Here is a 15,011-nt window from a genome sequence, read left to right on the forward strand (position 1 = left end):
GCCAGCTCGAAATGTGGCATCGGACTTTCGGACGATGGCCCCGCCCGCTAATCGGACGGTCGGCTGATCCGCCGCGGTGCCCCCGCGAGGGAGAGTCGTCGCCATGAGTGTTGTTCTTGAAGGGGCCGGTCTGGTCAAGCGGTTCGGCCCCACTGTGGCGCTGGGTGGCGTCGGGCTGGCCGTCGGCGCCGGCGAGGCTGTGGCGATCATGGGACCGAGCGGGTCGGGCAAGTCGACCCTGCTGCACTGCCTCGCCGGGATCATGAAGCCGGACGCGGGCGAGGTGCACCTGCTCGGCCGGCGCATCGACGGGCTGGGGGAGCGCGAGCGCAGCGCCCTGCGCCGTACCCGGTTCGGGTTCGTCTTCCAGTTCGGTCAGCTCCTGCCGGAGCTGCCAGCCGAGGAGAACGTCGCGCTGCCTCTCATGCTCGGCAACGTGTCCCGGGCCGACGCCGTACGGCAGGCCCGCGGATGGTTCGGCCCGCTCGGCCTCGGCGGCATGGAGGGCCGCCGCCCCGGCGAGCTCTCCGGCGGCCAGGCGCAGCGGGTGGCGATCGCCCGCGCGCTGGTCACCCGGCCGGCGGTGATCTTCGCCGACGAGCCGACCGGCGCGCTCGACCAGAGCACCGGCCACGACACGATGCGCCTGCTGGTGGAGGCCACCAAGCACAACGGCGCCTCGCTGGTGGTCGTCACCCACGACCCCCAGGTGGCCCGATGGTGCGACCGGACGGTCGAGGTCCGCGACGGCCAGATCCTCCCCGGCCGGTACGGCGCGCAGCCGGCCGCCGGTCAGGAGCCGTCGACCCAGGTCCTCCCCGGGGTGACCGGATGAGCGGGCTGATGGGCCTGACCTGGCGGCTGCTGCGCGGCGGCGGCCGCCGCGGCCTGCTGGGCGCGGGGCTGACCGTGGCGGCGGTGGCGGTCTCCACCGCGCTGCTGCTGTTCGCCGTGGCGGTCAACATGGCCTTCCAGGGACGGGCCGACCGGGAGGCGTGGCGCAACCCGGTCGCGGCCACCGGGAAGGCCGTGGCGGTCGAGGCCGTGCACGCCGACTACGTGCGGGACCAGCGGATCACGGTCGTGGACCTGGCGGCGCTGGAGCCGGGGGCGGCCCCGCCGCCGGGCCTGGCGCGCTTCCCCGCGCCCGGCGAGGTCTGGTTCTCCCCGGCGCTGGCCGAGCTCGCCGGGGAGCTCCCGGCGGGCCAGCTCGCCGGCCGCTTCCCCGAGAAGGTCGGCGGGACGGTCGGCGACGAGGCACTGGTCCACCCCGGCGAGCTCGTCGCGGTCCGCGGCCAGGTCCCGGACGCCCCGATCATGACCGTCGAGCCGGCGGACGATCCGCGTGCCGGCATCGGACCGGTGAGGATCTCCGGCTTCGCCGGGCAGCCGACGGGTGACGCGCAGGCGTACATGGCGCTCGGGCTGATCGCGAGCGTGCTCATGGTCGTGCCGCTGCTGGTGTTCGGCGGCGCGGCGGCCCGGCTCACCGTGGCCCGCCGGGACCAGCGCCTGGCCGCGCTCCGGCTGGTGGGCGCGACCCCCGGCCAGGTGGTCGCGATGACCGTCGCGGAGGCGGTGATCACCGCGTTCGGCGGCGCGGTGCTCGGCATGGCGCTGTACGGCCTGGGCGTCCCGCTGCTGACCGGGATCGAGATCGCGGGCGGCTCCTGGTTCCTGTCCGACCTGTGGCCCGGCGTGCTCGCCGTACTCGGCGTGCTGGTGGCCGTGCCACTGCTGGTGGGCCTGTCGGCGGTGGTCGGCCTGCGCCGGGTCGTGGTCAGCCCGCTCGGCGTCGCCAAGCGGGAGACGCCTCCGGCGATGCGCTTCGTCCGGGTCGTCGCGCTGCTGGCGATCCTCGCGGTGGTGCCCGCGCTCGGGCTGGGGGCCGCTGTCGGGGTGGTCGCCGTGGTCCTCGGCCTCGCCTTCCTCGCCATCAACCTGGCCGGCCCGTGGGTGGTCGGCATGCTGGGCCGGATCGTCTCGCGGATGGCCCGCGGTCCGGCCCGGCTGCTGGCCGGGCGCCGCCTGGTGGACGACCCCAAGGCGGCCTGGCGGACCGTGAGCGGCGTCGCCCTGACCGGGTTCGTGGCGGGGTTCATCGGCCTGCTCAGCCCGGGCAGCGGTCTGTTCGGCGACGCCGACCCCGCCGAACTGCGGCTGTCGGTCCCCGCCGCCCAGGTGGCCGAGGTCACCGCCGCGGCCCGCGAGCGGCTGTCGGCGGCGGGCGTCCCGGCCACCGTCAAGGCCGGCGGGGAGGGCGGGAGCAGGCTGCTCACCGCCTCGCTCCGCGAGCGCGACGCCGCGTCGGTGGACCGGGCGCGCACCGCGCTCGAGGGCCTGGTCCCGGGGCACGTGGCCACCTCGGCCGCCGACGACGACCGCTCCGGCATCCAGGTCCTGGAGGACATCGGCACCGGCACGGTGACCGTGCTCACGGTCTCGTTCCTGGTGGCGATCGCCAGTGCCGGGATCACCGCGGCCTCCTCGATCCTGGACCGCAGGCAGACCTACGCCCTGCTCCGCCTGGCGGGCACCCCCCTGGAGGTGCTCGACAGGGCCCGCCGCGCGGAGACGCTCATCCCGCTGGCGGTCATGGGAGGCGGCGCCATCGCGGTCGGCATGTTCTGCGCCGCCCCGTTCGCCATCTCGGCGATGAACGTCACCGGCGTGGTCACCCTGCTGGTCTGCGTGGCGCTCGGGTTCGCCGGGGTGGTCGGGGCCGGAGCGGCGAGTGCCCCGCTCCTGCGCTCGGTGACCGCCGACCCCGCGCCCCGCCCGGACTAGAGATTCCTATTTAACCAGTAGGGAAACTTGCAAATATGGAGGCGGATCGTTACCGTCAGGAGCACGGGGACCCCGGCCGGCGGAGGAGTCGCGGGGCCGGACCCGCGCGGCGGGCGCAGACCTCCCGGCCGGGCGTTCCCGTGAACGGGGGCGGACCTCATGGTCACGGGTGCCGCTCACGAGGACGGAGCCGGCGGGCAGGAGGCCCCCTCGCCCGGCGGCTCCTCTTCGGGGCCCTCAAGAAGACCTAGGAGCGATTCGATGGCGATCCGCATCGGGGTGCACGCCCACAACCCCTGGCTGCACCTGCTGTCCCGCCTCGACCACCTGCTCGACGGCATCGAGGTCCACCGCTACGCCGACGCCGCCCGCACCGGGGAGCTCCTCGCCGCGGGGGTGATCGACTTCGGCGGCGCCGGGTCCACCTCGTCGCTGGCCGCCCAGGCGGCGCGCCTGCCGGTCGCCTACGCGGCCGTGTCGGCCCCGCGTCCCGGCTACGGCGCGCTGCTGGTGTCCGGCACCGGCCCGGTCATGACCGTGGCCGACCTGCGGGACCGGCCGGTCTCGCTGCGCGTGGGCTCCTGGCAGACCCACTTCCTGGCCAAGGTGCTCGCCGACGCCGGGCTCTCCTACCAGGACATCGAGCCGCGCCCGGCCGCCTCCGAGGCGCGGTTCTGGCTGCGCGACGGCGTGGTGTCCGGCTGGGTCGCCGAGGGGGCGGAACTCGTCGAGGCCGAGCGCTCCGGGCACTTCGCCCGGCTCCGCGGCACCGCCGGCATCATCGCCGACCGCTCGGTGTTCCACACCCGTGCCTCCTACGCCGAGTCGGCCCCGGAGGCCGTCGCCACGGCCGTGCGCGCCCTGCGCGAGACCGGTCGGTGGGCGCGGGAGCACCCGGTCGAGGCCGCCCGGCTGATCGTCGAGGCGGTGGGCGGGTCCGTGGACTCCTGGACGACCGCGCTCAAGCGGCTGCCGTGGACGCTGGAGCCGGTCACCACCGAGGTCGTCGCCGAGCAGCGGGCGGCCGCCGACGTGCTGTACGACGCCGGTTTCCTCGTGGCCCGGGTCGACCCGGCGGCGGCGGTCGTGCCGTCGCTGAACCGGATCGTGGCGGCCGAGCTGGAAGAGGTCGTCGCCTGACCCGGGTCAGCCCAGGACCAGATCGCGGATCGTCCTCAGCGAGGTCTCGTCGCGGGGGCCCATCACCAGCAGGCTGGTGACCGGGCTCTTGCGCCAGGCCTCCAGGCGCTCGCGGATCCGGCCCGCCGGACCCACCAGGGAGATGCCGTCGGCCAGCTCGTCCGGGATCGCGTTGAACGCCTCCTGCCTGCGGCCGGCCAGATAGAGCGCCTGGATCTCCTCGGCGGCCTCGGCGTAGCCCATCCTGCCGATGATGTCGGCGTGGAAGTTGCGGCTCTTGGCCCCCATGCCGCCGATGTAGAGGGTCAGCATCATCTTCACGCCGTCCAGTGCCGCGCGGACGTCGTCGGTGATCAGAGTCATGACCATGGCGGCGATGTCGAAGTCCGGCCCGGCCCCGGCCAGCGACGGGCCGTACATCTGCTCGACCTTCTCCGGGAACACGAACAGCGGCAGCCAGCCGTCGGCGATCTCACCGGCGAGCGCCACGTTCCGGGGGCCCTCGGCGCCCAGGTAGAGCGGGATCTCCTCGCGCAGCGGATGGGTGATCAGCTTCAGCGGCTTGCCGAGGTTCGCCCCGCCCGGGTAGGGGAGCGGATAGTGCTCGCCGTCGCTGGTCACCGGCTCCTCGCGGCGCCAGATCTTGCGCATGATCTCGACGTACTCGCGGGTGCGGGCCAGCGGCCGGGGGAACGGCCTGCCGTACCAGCCCTCGACCACCTGCGGCCCGGAGGCGCCGAGGCCCAGGAGCAGCCGCCCGCCGGTCAGGTGGTCCAGCGTCATCGCGGTCATCGCGGTCGCCGCGGGGGTCCTGGCCGAGATCTGCACCACGGAGGTGCCGAGTTTGATGCGGGACGTCCGCGCGCCGTACCAGGCCAGGGGGGTGAAGGCGTCGCTGCCGTAGGCCTCCGCGGTCCAGACGGACCCGTAACCCAGCCGCTCCGCGGCCTGGACGAGTCCGGTGGCGTCGTCGGCGTTCCGCTGCCAGTAACCGAGATTCAGGCCAAGTTCCAGATCGGTGCTCATCGGGGCCTCCATGCAGATATGCGCACCGTGATTAGAACACGTTCTAGATTGGCCGGTCGAGAGCGAGGTGTCAGTATTCCCGTTTCCGGGAAACCTGAACCTGTGCTTAGTGCTGTCCGCAAGGCTCTGTGTCTGATGTTGCTGTTCATCGTCGGCGCCTCGGGGATCGGTCCCGTGAGAGCGCAGGCGGCCGGACGGCCGAACATCATCTTCATCCTCACAGATGATCTGGACACAGTGGACCTGCAGAAGTTTCCTAATATCTGGAACTATCTCGTCCGCGGAGGTACACGTTTCGATAATTTCATCGTCACGAACTCCTGGTGCTGCCCCTCACGCTCGTCGATTCTCCGTTCGCAGTACGTTCACAGCCACGGCGTGCTGACCAATACGGCGCCCGAGGGTGGTTTCACGAAATTCCATGACTCCGATCTGGAACGTTCCACACTCGGAACCTGGATGAAGTCGGCCGGCTACCGCACCGGGCTGATGGGCAAATACCTCAACCACTATCCCGGCGGCGTCGCCGCGCCCACCTACGTCCCACCGGGCTGGGACGATTGGGCCGTGCCGGTGACCCGGCTCTACGACGAGTACGACTACACCCTCAACGAGAACGGCCTGCTGACGGCACACGGCTCCGCGCCGGAGGACTATCTGACGGACGTGCTCAGCCAGAAGGCCGGAGCGTTCGTCTCCCGGCAGGGCACCGAGCCGTTCTTCCTCTACCTCGCCCCGGTCGCCCCGCACAACCCGGCCAACTACGCGCCCCGGCACGCCGACGCCTTCGCCGGCGCCACCGCGCCCCGCCCCCCGTCCTTCGACCAGCCGGACGTGAGCGCCGAGCCCCGCTGGCTCAGCTCGCGCCCGCGCTTCAGCGCCAGGGCGATCGAGGGCATCGACGAGCGCTACCGCCGCCGGATGCGGGCCATGCTCGGCGTGGACGACATGGTCGGCGCTCTGATCGGGACCCTGAGGGCCACCGGGAAACTGGACGACACCTACATATTCTTCGGCTCCGATAACGGGTTCCACCTGGGCCAGCACCGGCTCGCCCACGGCAAGACGACCCCGTTCGAAGAGTCGATCAAGGTGCCGCTGGTGGCCCGCGGGCCCGGCATCCAGGCCGGCGGGGCCATCGGCGAGCTGTGCGCCAACGTGGACCTCGCCCCCACCTTCGCCGAGCTCGGCGGCGCCCAGCTGCCGGACTTCGCCGAGGGCAGGTCGATGGTCCCGCTCCTGCGCGGCCGGACGCCCGCGCCGTGGCGGCAGAACGTCCTGCTCGAGTTCTACCGCCCGACCAGCCAGGCATCGGCCCGCCAGACCCCGGTCCCCGCCTACCAGGGCATGCGGACCGCGCGCAACACCTTCGTCCGCTACTCGACCGGTGAGTACCAGCTCTACGACCTGGTCAAGGACCCCTACCAGCTCCACAACCTCGCGGCCAAGGTCCCGCCCTCGGTGATCACCCAGTTCGACCGGCAGCTCGACGCCCTGACGGCGTGCTCCGGCGCGAACTGCCGTACGGCCGACTCCGTCCGGCCGCCCTCGTTCACCGCGCCGTCATCGTTCTTCGGGCCCTCGTCGTTCTTCGGGCCGCCCGCCGTCCTCACCCCGCCCTCCGCCCTTGACCCGCCCCCCTCCCTCGGCCCGTCGGCGGTCCTCGAACCGACCCCGGTCTTCGGGGCCGGCCCCTGAGATGACCGGGGCCCGTGAGATGTCCGGGTAGGCGCGCCGTAGATGGGTCTCGACGGCGGCCGACGCCTTCCCGGGATCCCCGGAGGCGATGGCCCGATGGATGAGGCGGTGGTCGGCCATGAGCCCGCCGGTGTCACCGAGGCGTTCGACCGCCTCGATGGCGTAGCGCCGGACCGAGTCACGCAGGGAGCGCATCATGGCGGCGATCAGGCGGTTGCCCGACGCCTCGGCGATGGCGACGTGGAAGGCGGTGTCGTGCTCGACGAACTCCTCGGCCGTCGCCGCGCGCTCCATCCGCTCCAGCGCGCCGCTCAGGGCCGACAGGTCGGCCCCCTGCCGGGCGGCGCGCGCGGCCGACCACTGCTCGATCATCAGCCGGGCGTCGATGACCTCCTCGAGCGACAGGCTCGCCAGCCCGAGGTGGAGGCGGAGCAGGTCGGTCAGCGCTCCGGCGGGCCGCGAGGTGAGCACGGCCCCCGCGTCGGGGCCCCGGCCGACCTGCGAGGACACCACGCCCAACGTCTCCAGCACGCGCATCGCCTCGCGCACCGACGACCGGCTGACCTGGAGCTGCTCGGCGAGCTGGCGCTCGCCCGGCAGGCGGTCGCCGACCGTGAGGCCGTCGACGGCGATGCGCTCCTCGATCCGGGCGATCACATCCTCGAACGCCCGGGTGCGCCGGACGGGCTGCCATCCGCTCAAGGAACCTCCTCTTGTGACCGAATATGGTCAGACCATACTGTGGTCAGACCATAGAACGGAAGGAGTGCCGTGCGTGTCGCCCTGTTCATCACCTGCGTGAACGACACCCTGTTCCCCGGCACCGGGCGGGCGGTCGTGACGCTGCTGCGCCGCCTCGGGTGTGACGTGGAGTTCCCCCAGGCGCAGACCTGCTGCGGTCAGATGCACGTCAACACCGGCTACCCCGAGGAGGGGAGACGGCTGGCACGGCACTTCGTGGACGTCTTCGCCGGGTACGACGCGGTCGTCGCGCCGTCGGGGTCGTGCGCCGCGATGGTGCGCGAGCAGTACCCGCGCCTGGCCCGCGCCGGGGACGCCTCCTTCGCCGGCGAGGTCGCCGAGACGGTGCCGAAGGTCCACGACCTGTCCGAATTCCTGGTCGACGTCCTCGGCGTCACCGACGTCGGCGCCTATTTCCCGCACCGCGTGACCTACCACCCGACCTGCCACTCCCTGCGCGGACTGCGCCTGGGCGACCGTCCCACCCGCCTGCTGGAGCAGGTCAGGGGCCTGGAGCTGGTCCCTCTCCCCGGCGCCGAGGAGTGCTGCGGCTTCGGCGGCACCTTCGCGGTGAAGAACCCGGCCGTCTCCGCCGCCATGTGCGGCGACAAGGTGCGCAACGTCACGGGCACCGGCGCCGAGGTGCTCTGCGCCGCCGACAACTCCTGCCTGATGCACATCGGCGGCACGCTCAAACGCCAGCGCACCGGCGTCCGGATCATGCATCTCGCCGAGATCCTCGCCGCCACGGAGGCCACCCGATGAGCGGCGGCACCTTCCTCGGCATGCCCGCCTTCCCCCGCAACGCCGCGGCGGCCGTACAGGACTCGCAGCTCAGGTTCAACCTGCGCAAGGCCACGCACACGATCCGCGGCAAGCGGGCCTCCGTGGTGGCCGAGCTGCCCGACTGGGCGGAGCTCCGGGCCGCGGGCAAGGAGATCAAGGACCACACCCTGCGCAACCTGGACCGCTATCTGCTCCAGTTGGAGGAGGCCGTCACGGCGGCCGGCGGCCACGTCCACTGGGCGGCCGACGCCGCGGAGGCCAACCGGATCGTCGCCGACCTCGTCAAGGCGACCGGCGAGACCAGCGTGGTGAAGGTCAAGTCGATGGCCACCCAGGAGATCGGCCTCAACGAGGCCCTCCAGGAGGAGGGCATCACCGCCTACGAGACCGACCTGGCCGAGCTGATCGTGCAGCTCGGGGACGACTGGCCCTCGCACATCCTGGTCCCCGCCATCCACCGCAACCGTTCGGAGATCCGCGAGATCTTCCAGGAGAAGATGGCCTCCTACGGCCGCGCGGCCCCCGAGGGGCTGACCGACGAGCCCCGCGCCCTCGCCGAGGCCGCCCGGCTCCATCTGCGGGAACGCTTCCTGTCCACCAAGGTCGCCGTCTCCGGCGCCAACTTCATGATCGCCGAGACCGGCACGCTGGTGGTGCTGGAGTCCGAGGGCAACGGCCGGATGTGCCTGACCCTGCCGGAGACGCTGATCAGCGTGGTCGGCATCGAGAAGCTCCTGCCGAGCTGGCGGGACCTGGAGGTCTTCCTCCAGCTCCTGCCCAGGAGCTCCACCGGCGAGCGGATGAACCCCTACACCTCCACCTGGACCGGCGCGGTCGAGGGGCAGGAGTTCCACCTGGTCCTGCTCGACAACGGCCGCACCCGGGTCCTCGCCGACGAGGTCGGACGCCAGGCGCTGCGGTGCATCCGCTGCTCGGCGTGCCTGAACGTGTGCCCGGTCTACGAGCGCGCGGGCGGTCACGCCTACGGCTCGGTCTATCCCGGTCCGATCGGCGCGATCCTCACCCCGCAGCTACGCGGCATGGGCTCGGCGCTGGACGCCTCGCTGCCCTACGCCTCCACGCTCTGCGGCGCCTGCTTCGACGCCTGCCCGGTGGCGATCGACATCCCCGAGGTCCTGGTCCACCTGCGCGGCAAGGCCCGCCACCCGCGTGCCGAACGGCTGGGCATGCGCGCGGCCGGATGGGTGTTCGACCGCCCGGCACGGCTGGCCGGCGCCCAGCGGCTCGGCGCACGCTTGCGCAGGTTCGTCCCCGGACGCCTGCCCGGCCCGCTGGCCGGCTGGACCGACACCCGTGACATCCCCGACATTCCCGCCGAGTCGTTCCGCGACTGGTGGGACCGTACCGACGGAGGCGCCCGATGAGCGGCGGAGCAGCCGGACCAGACCCGACGGCGCGGGCGCACGCGGCGGGCCCGGACCCGCGCGGCCGGACGGGACCCGGGACGGGCGCGGCCGCGGGCGGCCCCGGCACGGGGAGCAGGGAGCTGATCCTGTCGCGGATCCGCGCGGCGGTGGCCGGGGCGCCGGAGCCCGGGATCACCCGCGCCTACCGCACGTCGCCGGACCAGGCCGGGGCGGTGGAGCTGTTCGCCGAGCGGGTGGCCGACTACCGGGCCGTCGTGCACGTGGTGGACGCGGACGAGGTTGCCGGGGCGATCACGGCGGCGCTGGGACGCCGGGTGGCCGGCCGGGTGGTCGTCCCCGACGGGCTGCCGGAGGAGTGGGCGCAGGCCGTGCGGTCGGCCGTCGAGGCGGGAGCCGTACCCTCCGGGCGAGGCACGTCCGGGGCCGGAGCGGCCGCGATCATGCGGGACGCGCCCGCCCTGAGCGCGGCGGAGCTGGACGCGGCCGACGGCGTGGTCACCTCCTGCGCGGTGGGGATCGCGGAGACCGGCACGATCGTGCTGGACGCCGGTCCCGGGCAGGGGCGGCGGGCGCTGACCCTGGTGCCGGACTACCACCTGTGCGTGGTCCGGGCCGACCAGATCGTCGCGGGCGTGCCCGAGGCCGTCGGCCGGCTCGACCCGTTACGGCCGCTGACCTGGATCAGCGGTCCTTCCGCGACCAGTGACATCGAGCTGAACCGGGTCGAGGGCGTGCACGGCCCCCGGACGCTGGAGGTCGTGATCGCCCGCTGACCGTCACCGTTCCCCCGCACCGTTCCTCTGCTCCTCCGCACCGTTCCTCCGCGTCCGGACCGGCCCCTCACCCGTTCCCCGGCTTCCTCGGCTCCCTCGGCGGGCGGGCACCCGGTTGCGCGGGCGCGCCCGGCTGCGGTGAGCTGGGATACGTGCCCGGCGACGGGCCGTGGGACACCCGCTCCGCGTGGCAGGGAGGGCATGTGACCGCCTTAGCACCCGACACGTCCGTCCGGACCGGACGGCTCACGCTCCGCCCCTTCGCCCCGGCCGACGCCGGCCGGATCCGCGCCGTGATCGGGGCGCGTCACGCCTTCCTGCCGCCGGGCGCGCCCGGTCACCCGTCCGGCATCGCCCAGTGGCTCGCCCACGGCGTGCACGAGCTGCGCCGCTCCGGCCAGGGCGTACACCTGGCGATGGACGCCGACGGGCTCATCGTCGGCGCGATCAGCCTGTTCAAGACCCTGTGGGGCGCCGGGACCACCGAGATCGGCTACGGCGTGCACCCGCTGCACCGGGGGCGCGGCTACGCCCCCGAGGCCGTGCGCGGCCTGACCCGATGGGCGTTCGAGACGACCGCCCTGCGCCGGATCGAGCTCCGCGCCCACCTGGACAACACCGCCTCCCTCCGGGTCGCGGAGAAGGCCGGGTTCGTCAGGGAGGGTGTATTGCGCGCCGCGGAGATGGAGGACGACGGCCCGCACGACGTCGTGGTGTTCGGCCTGCTCAGAAGCGACCTGGCCTGATCGGGCGCGCGCCGTGCCGGTGCCGTCCGCGGCGCCGCCGGCGGGGAGCGTCCGGCCGTGTCCCGGTCGTCTTTACATATCCGTTACCTGTCCATGCCACGACGTTATCGGATATCCTCGCGAGTCGCCGTTGCGTATTCCCAGGTCAAGGTCATTGGAGTCCCGTTTCTATGAAGCCGCCGCTGCTGCTCATCGGGCAGGGCTCACACGACGACAACGGATCTGCTGAATTCGGCAGGTTCGTCCACCGGCTCCGCTGCCGCCTGGACCAGACGGCGGCCGCCGTGTCCGGCGGATACGTCTCCAAGGCGAGGCCGCGCCTCAGCGACTCGATCGCCTCGCTGATCGCGCACGGGCACCACCGCATGGTGGCGCTGCCGCTGACCCTCACCGGAGACGCCCGGATCGACGCCGACATCCCGGCGGCGATGGCCCGCGAGCACGCGCGGCACCCCATGCTCACCTGCGACTACGGCCGTCCCCTGGGCTCCGACCCCCGCATCCTGGCACTGCTCGCCGAGCGCCTGGCCGACGCCGCGGCCGAGGTCGCCAGCCTCCGCCTGGTCCCGGCGGCCGCGGGACCGCTGGACGACGAGCCCGAGCGCATCGAGATCGGCGAGACCGCGGTGGTCCTGGTCGGCGACGGCTCCACCAGCCCCGCCTCCAACGCAGACGTGCACCGGGTCTCCCGCCTGTTCTGGGAGACCCACGCCCACGAATACATGACGGTGGAGACCGCCTTCGTCTCCCTCACCCCGCCCGGCGTCCCCGGCGGCATCGAACGCTGCCGCCGCCTCGGCGCCAAGCGTGTGATCGTCGTGCCCTACCTGCTGTTCGCCGGCGGCGTGCTGGACCGCGTCTGGGCCCAGGCCATGGCCTACGCCGCGGGCCACCCGGAGCTGGACGTCCGCTGCGCCGACGTCATCGGCGACTGCGAGGGCCTGGCCGACGTGGTCATCGAGCGCTACGAGGAGGCGCTCAGCGGCATCGCCTGGTGACCCTCCCGGGAGGCCCCGTTTCCAGGGGACACTAGACGGTATGACCATCCTTGAGCAGACCGTCGCCGCGATCCGGCCCGCCGACCCGGCGGCTCTCGCCGGGGCCCGGGCCCACCAGGACAGCCTGACCAAGCCCCGGGGCGCCCTGGGCGTGCTGGAGGAGGTGGCCGTACGGCTGGCGGGGGCCGCCGGTGTCAGCCCGCCGCCGCTCCCGGTCCCGGCGGCTCTGGCGATCTTCGCGGCCGACCACGGCGTCCACGCCCAGGGCGTGACCCCGTGGCCGCAGGAGGTCACCGTGCAGATGGTCGGCAACTTCCTCGCCGGCGGCGCGGTGGCCAACGCCTTCGCGGCCCAGATCGGCGCCTCGGTGACCGTGGTGGACGTCGGCGTGGCCGCCGACCTGCCCCCCGCGCCGGGCCTGACGGTCAGCAAGGTCGCCTACGGCACCGCCGACCTGTCCCTCGGGCCGGCGATGACCGCCGGGCAGGTGGTCGCGGCGCTGGAGGCCGGGATCGCGGTGGCCCGCGACCTCGTGGAGCAGGGCGCCCGCTGCCTGGTCACCGGGGACATGGGCATCGCCAACACCACCGCCTCGGCCGCGCTGATCTGCGCGTTCACCGGCCGGGACGCGGCCGCTGTGACCGGCAGGGGCACCGGGGTCGACGACGAGACCCTGGCCCGCAAGGTCGAGGTGGTCCGGCGGGCCCTGCGGGCGAACGGCCTGCCGGGAGGGTCGGGCGGCGCGTCCGGGGAGGGGCTGCCGGGAGGATCGGATGGCGCGTCTGCGGCGGGCCTTCCGGAGGGCCTTCCGGGAGGGCCGGGCGGCGCGTCCGCGGAGGGCCGGGCGGTGCCGGCGCTGGAGATCCTGGCCGCGGTGGGCGGCCTGGAGCACGCCGCGATCGCCGGGTTCATCCTGGGCGGGGCGGCTCTCAGGGTGCCGGTCATCCTCGACGGCGTCATCGCGGGATCGGCGGCGCTGGCGGCGGCGGCGCTGGCCCCCGCCGTGGTGGACCACTGCGTGGCCGGACACCGTTCGGCCGAACCCGGCCACGCCGCCGCGCTCGCTCATCTCGGCCTGCGCCCCCTGGTCGAGCTGGAACTCCGGCTCGGGGAGGGCACCGGCGGCCTGCTCGCCCACCCCATCGTCTGCGCCGCCGTCAGGGTGATGCACGAGGTGGCGACCTTCGATTCGGCCGGGGTCACCGACAAGGAGGCGTGACCTGCGCACGGTCCGGACACCACCGGTGAATCGCGGTCAGCCCTTTCTTTACCCTGTTAACACGGGGGCAGCAAACAGCAGACCATTAGCCGGTAGGTTTACCTCTTAAGACGCCATGCTTCACCATTCATCGCGAACGGGAGATCTGTCACCATGTCGCCCTACCTGCTCGGTTTGCAACTTTCCGGGCGGCGGGTGCTCGTCGTGGGCGGAGGACGCGTCGCCCAGCGGCGGGTCCCGGCGCTGCTGGACGCCGGTGCCCTGGTCACCATCGTCTCGACGAGCGTCACCCACGCCCTCGACGATCTCATCGCGACCGGCCGCGTGACCTGGGAGGCCAGGCCGTACCAGGTCGGTGACGTGGACGGCGCCTGGCTGGTCCAGGCCTGCACCGACGACCGCGCGGTCAACACCGCGGTGGCGGCCGAGGCCGAGGCCAAGCGGGTCTGGTGCGTGCGCGCCGACGACAAGGACGCGTCGGCGGCCTGGACCCCCGCCAGCGGCCGGGTGGACGAGATCAGCGTGGCGATCACCGCCGGCGGCGACCCCCGCCGCGCCGCCGGGATCAGGGACGCCGTCGTGGGAGCACTCCGCGACGGCACGGTCGACGCCCGGCGCAACCGCACCAAGCCGGTCGGCGTCGCCCTGGTCGGCGGCGGTCCCGGCGACCCCGGCCTGATCACGGTCCGGGGGCGGCAGCTGCTCGCCCAGGCCGACGTGGTCATCGCCGACCGCCTCGCCCCGCAGGCCCTGCTCGACGAGCTCTCCCCGGACGTCGAGCTGATCGACGCCGCGAAGATCCCCTACGGCCGCTACATGGCCCAGGAGAAGATCAACGAGCTGCTGATCGAGCACGCGAAGCAGGGCAAGTTCGTGGTCCGGCTCAAGGGGGGCGACCCGTTCGTCTTCGGCCGGGGCGGCGAGGAGATGCTCGCCTGCGCCCGCGAGGGCATCCCGGTCCTCGTCGTCCCCGGGATCACCAGCCCGGTCGCGGTGCCCGCCGCGGCCAACGTGCCGGTGACGCACCGTGGCGTGAGCCAGGAGTTCCATGTGATCTCCGTGCACGTCCCGCCCGGCGATGCCAGATCCACCGTCGACTGGCCGAATCTGGCACGGTCCGGCGGAACCCTGGTGCTCATGATGGCCGTCGAACGGATCGGAACAATCGCCGAAACGCTTATCCGAGACGGACGTTCGCCAGAAACTCCCGTAATGGTGGTACAGGACGGTACTCTTCCCACCCAACGCGCTCTTTACGCCACGCTCTCCACCGTGGCCGAGCGCGTGACCGCGGCTGGGATTCGGCCACCTGCGATCGTGATCGTCGGCGATGTCGTGAAGGTCGGCCAGGAGGTCGAGATGGTTCGAGCGGAGCGGGTACCGTGAAGTCGGCTGCCAACAAGCCCACTCATCCGAGCGAGCGCGACCACCGCCTCGCCGGCGCCCCTCAGGAGCCGTCCGACGACATCTCGTCGGACGACGCCGAGTCCCCCGGCGAGCAGACGGTCATCTTCAGCGCCATCCCGCCCGACGATGACGCGGCGCCCCTCCACGCCTTCACCCCCCGCCCGCAGGCCACCCACGAGACCGGCCGCCCCGCCGCCCCGCCTCCGGCCCCGGAGGACCCCCTTGCTGCCTTCCGGGCGGCCGCGGCCGCCGCCGAGGCCACCATCGCCTCCCTGACCGGCGGGACGCCCGCTGCCCCCCGG

Annotated in this window: 12 protein-coding genes and 2 pseudogenes; 12 read left to right on the top strand and 2 right to left on the bottom strand. The window is 73.2% G+C overall.

The features are described 5' to 3' along the window. Positions 1-103 precede the first annotated feature (103 nt). The 3 genes from ACWDS7_RS17055 (at position 104) to ACWDS7_RS17065 (ending at position 3,927) form a co-directional block, all read left to right on the top strand. On the top strand, positions 104-835 hold the full coding sequence (locus tag ACWDS7_RS17055; protein ID WP_306866174.1) for an ABC transporter ATP-binding protein: 732 nt from the start codon (positions 104-106) through the stop codon (positions 833-835). Beyond that, positions 832-2,787, top strand: coding sequence for an FtsX-like permease family protein (locus tag ACWDS7_RS17060; RefSeq protein WP_451930071.1), 1,956 nt, complete (start codon positions 832-834; stop codon positions 2,785-2,787). Before ACWDS7_RS17055 ends, ACWDS7_RS17060 begins: the two co-directional genes overlap by 4 nt. A gap of 261 nt (positions 2,788-3,048) precedes the next feature. After that, positions 3,049-3,927: an ABC transporter substrate-binding protein gene (locus ACWDS7_RS17065; RefSeq protein WP_451930072.1), complete on the top strand. Its 879-nt coding sequence runs from the start codon at positions 3,049-3,051 to the stop codon at positions 3,925-3,927. A gap of 6 nt (positions 3,928-3,933) precedes the next feature. On the opposite strand, the gene ACWDS7_RS17070 is transcribed toward ACWDS7_RS17065, so the two are convergent. Continuing rightward, positions 3,934-4,953, bottom strand: coding sequence for an LLM class F420-dependent oxidoreductase (locus tag ACWDS7_RS17070; RefSeq protein ID WP_451930073.1), 1,020 nt, complete (start codon positions 4,951-4,953; stop codon positions 3,934-3,936). 135 nt (positions 4,954-5,088) lie between these two features. Here ACWDS7_RS17070 and ACWDS7_RS17075 point away from each other — a divergent pair. After that, a pseudogene (locus ACWDS7_RS17075) lies at positions 5,089-6,432 on the top strand (sulfatase family protein); the annotation flags it as partial. A gap of 84 nt (positions 6,433-6,516) precedes the next feature. Here the strand turns inward: ACWDS7_RS17075 and ACWDS7_RS17080 are convergent. Next, entirely contained in the window at positions 6,517-7,353 is an 837-nt protein-coding gene (locus ACWDS7_RS17080) for a FadR/GntR family transcriptional regulator (RefSeq protein ID WP_451930074.1), read from the bottom strand. A 69-nt stretch (positions 7,354-7,422) separates the two neighbouring features. Here ACWDS7_RS17080 and ACWDS7_RS17085 point away from each other — a divergent pair, with 69 nt between their 5' ends. From ACWDS7_RS17085 to ACWDS7_RS17120, 8 genes and pseudogenes are all read left to right on the top strand, one after another. Beyond that, entirely contained in the window at positions 7,423-8,157 is a 735-nt protein-coding gene (locus ACWDS7_RS17085; RefSeq protein WP_451930075.1) for a (Fe-S)-binding protein, read from the top strand. Further along, complete coding sequence (locus tag ACWDS7_RS17090; RefSeq protein ID WP_306866190.1) at positions 8,154-9,563, top strand: lactate utilization protein B; 1,410 nt, start codon at positions 8,154-8,156, stop codon at positions 9,561-9,563. The genes ACWDS7_RS17085 and ACWDS7_RS17090 overlap by 4 nt, the downstream gene beginning before the upstream one ends. Continuing rightward, a complete protein-coding gene (locus tag ACWDS7_RS17095) occupies positions 9,560-10,339 on the top strand; it encodes a LutC/YkgG family protein (protein ID WP_451930076.1) in 780 nt (259 codons plus the stop codon). The genes ACWDS7_RS17090 and ACWDS7_RS17095 overlap by 4 nt, the downstream gene beginning before the upstream one ends. A gap of 203 nt (positions 10,340-10,542) precedes the next feature. Then, the gene (locus tag ACWDS7_RS17100) at positions 10,543-11,085 is read left to right on the top strand and encodes a GNAT family N-acetyltransferase (protein ID WP_306866196.1); all 543 of its coding nucleotides are present in this window, start codon (positions 10,543-10,545) and stop codon (positions 11,083-11,085) included. 170 nt (positions 11,086-11,255) lie between these two features. After that, entirely contained in the window at positions 11,256-12,083 is an 828-nt protein-coding gene (locus ACWDS7_RS17105) for a sirohydrochlorin chelatase (RefSeq protein ID WP_306866198.1), read from the top strand. Positions 12,084-12,123: 40 nt separating this feature from the next. Further along, positions 12,124-13,302 (top strand): nicotinate-nucleotide--dimethylbenzimidazole phosphoribosyltransferase, encoded by a 1,179-nt coding sequence (locus ACWDS7_RS17110; RefSeq protein ID WP_451930077.1) that lies wholly within the window; start codon positions 12,124-12,126, stop codon positions 13,300-13,302. A 153-nt stretch (positions 13,303-13,455) separates the two neighbouring features. Continuing rightward, a complete protein-coding gene (cobA, locus tag ACWDS7_RS17115; protein ID WP_306866202.1) occupies positions 13,456-14,688 on the top strand; it encodes a uroporphyrinogen-III C-methyltransferase in 1,233 nt (410 codons plus the stop codon). Continuing rightward, positions 14,685-15,011: pseudogene (locus tag ACWDS7_RS17120) on the top strand (hypothetical protein); the annotation flags it as partial. The gene cobA and the pseudogene ACWDS7_RS17120, both read left to right, overlap by 4 nt.

This window comes from Streptosporangium sp. NPDC003464 (assembly GCF_053588315.1).

What these genes read in the sequence shown, in the direction of transcription:
- ACWDS7_RS17055 (WP_306866174.1), top strand. Translation starts at nt 104, where the DNA reads ATGAGTGTTGTTCTTGAAGGGGCCGGTCTGGTCAAGCGGTTCGGCCCC.
- ACWDS7_RS17060 (WP_451930071.1), top strand. Translation starts at nt 832, where the DNA reads ATGAGCGGGCTGATGGGCCTGACCTGGCGGCTGCTGCGCGGCGGCGGC.
- ACWDS7_RS17065 (WP_451930072.1), top strand. Translation starts at nt 3,049, where the DNA reads ATGGCGATCCGCATCGGGGTGCACGCCCACAACCCCTGGCTGCACCTG.
- ACWDS7_RS17070 (WP_451930073.1), bottom strand. Translation starts at nt 4,953, where the DNA reads ATGAGCACCGATCTGGAACTTGGCCTGAATCTCGGTTACTGGCAGCGG.
- ACWDS7_RS17090 (WP_306866190.1), top strand. Translation starts at nt 8,154, where the DNA reads ATGAGCGGCGGCACCTTCCTCGGCATGCCCGCCTTCCCCCGCAACGCC.
- ACWDS7_RS17095 (WP_451930076.1), top strand. Translation starts at nt 9,560, where the DNA reads ATGAGCGGCGGAGCAGCCGGACCAGACCCGACGGCGCGGGCGCACGCG.
- ACWDS7_RS17105 (WP_306866198.1), top strand. Translation starts at nt 11,256, where the DNA reads ATGAAGCCGCCGCTGCTGCTCATCGGGCAGGGCTCACACGACGACAAC.
- ACWDS7_RS17110 (WP_451930077.1), top strand. Translation starts at nt 12,124, where the DNA reads ATGACCATCCTTGAGCAGACCGTCGCCGCGATCCGGCCCGCCGACCCG.
- cobA (WP_306866202.1), top strand. Translation starts at nt 13,456, where the DNA reads ATGTCGCCCTACCTGCTCGGTTTGCAACTTTCCGGGCGGCGGGTGCTC.